Annotated in this window: 6 protein-coding genes; 3 read left to right on the top strand and 3 right to left on the bottom strand. The window is 53.8% G+C overall.

From position 1 onward, the window contains the following. The 3 genes from B3Z49_RS20765 to folK form a co-directional block, all read right to left on the bottom strand. Positions 1-1,805, bottom strand: a 1,805-nt coding sequence (locus B3Z49_RS20765; RefSeq protein WP_296994464.1) for a RelA/SpoT family protein, incomplete at its 3' end; no start/stop codon positions are given. A gap of 141 nt (positions 1,806-1,946) precedes the next feature. Then, entirely contained in the window at positions 1,947-2,279 is a 333-nt protein-coding gene (rpoZ, locus tag B3Z49_RS20760) for a DNA-directed RNA polymerase subunit omega (protein WP_296994462.1), read from the bottom strand. Positions 2,280-2,388: 109 nt separating this feature from the next. Beyond that, complete coding sequence (folK, locus tag B3Z49_RS20755; protein WP_296994458.1) at positions 2,389-2,937, bottom strand: 2-amino-4-hydroxy-6-hydroxymethyldihydropteridine diphosphokinase; 549 nt, start codon at positions 2,935-2,937, stop codon at positions 2,389-2,391. 199 nt (positions 2,938-3,136) lie between these two features. Here folK and B3Z49_RS20750 point away from each other — a divergent pair, with 199 nt between their 5' ends. The 3 genes from B3Z49_RS20750 to B3Z49_RS20740 form a co-directional block, all read left to right on the top strand. Continuing rightward, complete coding sequence (locus B3Z49_RS20750; RefSeq protein WP_008891152.1) at positions 3,137-3,745, top strand: NYN domain-containing protein; 609 nt, start codon at positions 3,137-3,139, stop codon at positions 3,743-3,745. An 84-nt stretch (positions 3,746-3,829) separates the two neighbouring features. After that, positions 3,830-4,471, top strand: a complete 642-nt coding sequence (locus B3Z49_RS20745) for a uracil-DNA glycosylase (RefSeq protein ID WP_008891153.1) — start codon at positions 3,830-3,832, stop codon at positions 4,469-4,471. 19 nt (positions 4,472-4,490) lie between these two features. Continuing rightward, the coding region (locus B3Z49_RS20740; protein WP_296994455.1) for a DEAD/DEAH box helicase at positions 4,491-4,846 on the top strand (356 nt) is incomplete at its 3' end.

Raw genomic sequence — 4,846 nt, 5'->3', positions numbered from 1 at the left:
CCCTTGCCGGTTGTAACAATCCCGACAATGCGATCCCCCGGCAACGGGTGGCAGCAGCCGGCATAATGCACGGCCATACCCGGAATAAGGCCCTTGATCGGGATGGCGTGATCATGTTTGCGTGCGCGCACCTTATCAAGTGGCACAACCTTGCGCGCCGTTTCCTTATCCTTGGTGCCCGGGAACACGGCATGAACAACTTCACGCCCGGTGTGATGCCCGGCCCCGACAAGGGTCAAAAGCGCATCAACCGATGGCTGCTTGAAGATTTTAAGAACCCCTTCAAGCGCCTTGTCGGAATAGTCATAGCCTTCCTGTCGGAACGCCTTTTGCAAGATCGCCTTGCCAAGATCCTTGTACTGGTCTTCCTGCTGCTGGCGGATAAAGCGGCGAATTCGCGCCCGCGCCTTGCCGGTAACAACAAACCGTTCCCAAGTCGGATTCGGCGTCTGCGCCTTGGAGGTGACAATCTCGACCTGATCACCGTTATTAAGCACCGTGCGCAACGGCACCATCGCCCCATTGACCTTGGCCCCGACACAGGTATCCCCAATGTGGGTATGGATCATATAGGCGAAATCGACCGGGGTTGCGCGGGCGGGAAGGGCAATGACATCGCCCTTCGGGCTAAAGCAGAACACCTGATCCTGGAACATCGCAAGCTTGGTATGTTCAAGGAATTCTTCCGGTTCGGACGCATGTTCCAGAATATCAAGAAGGTCACGCAGCCAACGATACTGTACCCCTTCCTTCTGCTGCCCGGTCGGTGCTTCCTGTTTATAGGCCCAATGCGCGGCCACACCGTTTTCGTTGACCTCGTGCATCTGGCGGGTGCGGATCTGAACCTCGATCCGGTGATTTTCCGGGCCCAGCACCGTGGTATGGATCGAACGATATCCGTTGGGTTTGGGCGTCGAGATATAATCCTTGAACCGGCCCGGCACCACTTTGTAATTGGCGTGCAGATAGCCCAGCACTTCGTAGCAATTGGGCATGTCATCGACAAGAACGCGAAACGCCATGATGTCAGACAGCTCACCAAAGGTGATGTTCTTGCGCTGCATCTTCTGCCAGATCGAATAGGGCCGCTTTTCGCGCCCGTAAATGTCGACCTTAAGCCCCTGACGCGAAATCACTTCGGTCAATTCGGATACAATCCGGCTGACGACGTTGTCGTCCTTCTCACGCAGGAACTCCAGACGGGCAAGGATCGAATCACGTGCTTCGGGATTGATATGCTGGAAGGCCAGGTCTTCAAGCTCTTCCTTGATGTCGTGCATACCGATGCGCTCGGCAAGCGGGGCATAAATCTCAAGCGTTTCAGCAGCGATACGCACGCGCTTTTCCGGCTTGGAGATGTAATGCAACGTCCGCATGTTGTGCAGTCGGTCGGCCAGCTTGACCAGCAACACGCGAATGTCTTCGGACATCGCCAAAAGCAACTTGCGGAAGTTTTCTGCCTGCTTGGAATCGGCTGATTTAAGCTCGATCTGGGTCAGCTTGGTCACACCATCGACCAGCTTCATGATGTTGGTTCCGAAAAGCTTGGTGATCTCTTCGGGCGTCGCATCGGTATCTTCGATGGTGTCGTGCAGAAGGGCCGTGATGATCGTGTCGCAATCAAGCTTGTAATTGGTCAGAATGCCTGCGACTTCAATCGGATGGGAAAAATACGGGTCACCGGATGCGCGTTTTTGCGAACCGTGTTTCTGGGTCGCATAGACATAGGCCCGGTTCAGCGTGGTTTCGCACGCATCGGGGTCGTATGCCTTAACCCGTTCAACAAGTTCGTATTGCCGCATCATTCAGGGGCGTCTCCGCAGTTTCTCAAGGGGATATAATCCATCCCCTTTAATAAGATAGTACGATCTGGACAAAAAAAAGCCACGGAAGATAAACACCGTGGCTCTTCTTTTGGAAAGGTTCAGATCAAAACCAGTCTGACCTTATTCGTCTTCCGACGGAGCAACAACGCCAGCGGAAGCTTCTTCAACAGCCTCAGCAACCAGTTTCGGACCGAAATCGTCTTCGGTTTCTTCCGGCTCATCGGCTTCAACATGCCGCTGCAGACCCTGCACCATGCCATTGCGCAGATCGTCGAAATCAACCGTTACTTCGGCGATTTCACGCAGCGCAACAACCGGGTTCTTGTCGTTGTCACGATCAATGGTCAGTTCTGCACCGGCCGAGATGTTGCGTGCACGCTGAGCTGCAAGCATTACAAGCTCAAAGCGGTTCGGAATCTTGTCAACGCAATCTTCGACGGTAACGCGCGCCATAAATGTCTCCAGAAATACTTTTGGGGTGTCCAGACCGAGCTTTATAGCGTCGGATCACTTGTGTTGCAACAGCGAAACCACTCTTTCGATCAGGTTTTCGCATGCTTTATCAGCCATTCGTTTGTTTGCGAATCTGCTGATCGGCCGGCAGATCCGAAATCAGATCGTCCACTGTGCGGTTCAAAACCGGGTGAACCCAGTCGGCAACCACATCCCGCAAGGGCAGCAAGACAAACGCCCGCTCGGCCATGCGCGGGTGCGGCACCTGAATGCCGCCCTCTTCACGCACCAGTTCCCGGCCATAAGCAATCAGGTCAAGGTCAATGACGCGCGCGGCATTGCGTTCCCGCCGGACACGCCCGAATTCGGCCTCAACTTCGTGCAAACGTTCAAGCAGATCGTGCGCAGACAGTTCCGTCGAAATGCGTGCAACACCGTTCACATACCAGGGCTGATCAGAAATCGGCACCGGTGCGGTTTCATAAAACGATGAAACCTGATCGATCGAAATGTCGCCATTTTCGGCCAATCGACGCAGTGCGGCTTTCAATGTTTGTGCAGGCGCACCATATTCATCGGTAGGCAAATTTGCACCGAAAGCAATCACGATAGCGTCATCCGCGATCATGCTGGTGTCTGACGGTGAAGAATTGCGCACAAAGAAGACCTTCGGTTCGGTGATTGGGCGTATGACAAGGTTCGGAAAGACGGCATATCTAAGGGAGCCACCCTGCTCTGTCCACGATATTTTCGCCTTTCTTTGTCCCTGCACCCACGGTAAACATGAAAGGTCTGTATTTGAAAGTTCCGTATTTTAGGAACTGCATAATTAAATTTGATGTTTGAGGAATTTAACGATGATTTTTTACCCGCAAGAACGCATCGGGTTATTTATCGACGGCTCCAATCTTTATGCCGCTGCCCGTGCCCTTGGTTTTGACATTGATTACAAACGTCTTTTGGACCTTTTTGCCCAGAAAGGTCAGTTGATCCGGGCCTTCTACTACACCGCCCTGATTGAAGATCAGGAATATTCCCCGATCCGCCCGCTTGTCGATTGGCTGGACTATAACGGCTACACCATGGTCACTAAACCGACCAAGGAATTCACCGATGCCGCCGGTCGCCGCAAGATCAAGGGCAACATGGATATCGAGTTGGCAATTGACGTCATGGAAATGGCGCAACACCTTGATCATGTTGTTATTTTCTCGGGAGACGGTGATTTCCGCCGTCTGGTTGACGCCGTCCAGCGCAAAGGTGTGCGCGTCACTGTTGTTTCGACCGTCAAATCAAATCCGCCGATGGTTGCCGACGAATTGCGCCGTCAGGCCGATAACTTTATCGAACTGACCGCCCTTGAAGGTACGATTGCGCGCAAGGTTCAGCAACGCCGCGACGACGACCATCCCGATATCGATGATCATCCGGAACATCCCGATCTCGAAGAATTCGATTACGATTGATCGCGACACTGCGTCGCCCGTCACCCTGCCCTGATCACCACCGGTTACAGTCCGCACTGTAACCGGCAAAACGTCAGACTTGCCATGACCGCCTATCAGCAACCCGATATCGACTGTCAGCTTTGCCCGCGCCTTGTTGAATTCCGCCGCAAGAATCAGGAAAAATTTCCCGAATTCTATAACGGGCCGGTGCGTCCGTTCGGGCCGCTTGATGCGCGTCTTCTGATTGTCGGCCTTGCCCCCGGGCTTAAGGGGGCCAATGCCACTGGCCGCCCTTTCACCGGCGACTATGCTGGTGATCTGTTGTATGACACGCTTAAAAAGTTCGGCTTTGCCAAGGGCACCTATGACAAACGCCCGGATGACGGCCTTGAATTGCTTGATTGCCGCATCACCAACGCGGTGAAATGCGTGCCCCCCGAAAACAAGCCCACCGGGCCAGAGGCCAATACATGCCGCCCGTTCCTGATCAGCGAATTTGATGCCATGAAGAACCTGTCGGCTATTCTTTGCCTTGGACAGGTGGCCCATCAGGCGATGCTGCGCACTTTCGGGCTCAAGCTTTCATCACTGAAATTTGGCCATGGCGCGTCGCATAAAATGGAAAATGGCATCACATTGTTTGATAGCTATCACTGTTCGCGCTACAACACCCAGACCTATCGCCTGACGCCAGAGATGTTTGAAAACGTCTTTGCCGGAATTCGCGCACATCTGGACGGTTAATTTGCCCGATACATTGCCCATGCCCGACCTTCTCGACCGACCTGTACAACGTCAGCCGATTGACGTTCTGCAAGAAGTGTTCGGCTATGACAGCTTTCGCGGCCAACAGGCTGAAATCATTGACCATGTCATCGCTGGAAATGATGCACTGGTCCTGATGCCGACTGGCGGCGGCAAGTCGCTTTGCTATCAGGTGCCCGCCCTTTGCCGTCCGGGAACGGCGGTTGTCGTATCGCCACTGATCGCGCTTATGAAGGATCAGGTTGATGCCCTTAATCAGCTGGGCGTCAAGGCCGCCTTTATCAATTCGACCCTTGCCCCCGATGCCGCGCGCGAAATTGAAACGCGTGCCGTCGATGGTGATATCGATCTTCT

The sequence above is a fragment of the Thalassospira sp. UBA1131 genome (genome assembly GCF_002311515.1).
Classification (GTDB): Bacteria; Pseudomonadota; Alphaproteobacteria; order Rhodospirillales; family Thalassospiraceae; genus Thalassospira.
This window is presented reverse-complemented; position numbering and strand designations above follow the sequence as displayed.

Bases quoted from the DNA above. Each gene is read 5' to 3' on its own strand.
- rpoZ (WP_296994462.1), bottom strand. From the start codon at position 2,279: ATGGCGCGCGTTACCGTCGAAGATTGCGTTGACAAGATTCCGAACCGC.
- B3Z49_RS20750 (WP_008891152.1), top strand. From the start codon at position 3,137: ATGATTTTTTACCCGCAAGAACGCATCGGGTTATTTATCGACGGCTCC.
- B3Z49_RS20745 (WP_008891153.1), top strand. From the start codon at position 3,830: ATGACCGCCTATCAGCAACCCGATATCGACTGTCAGCTTTGCCCGCGC.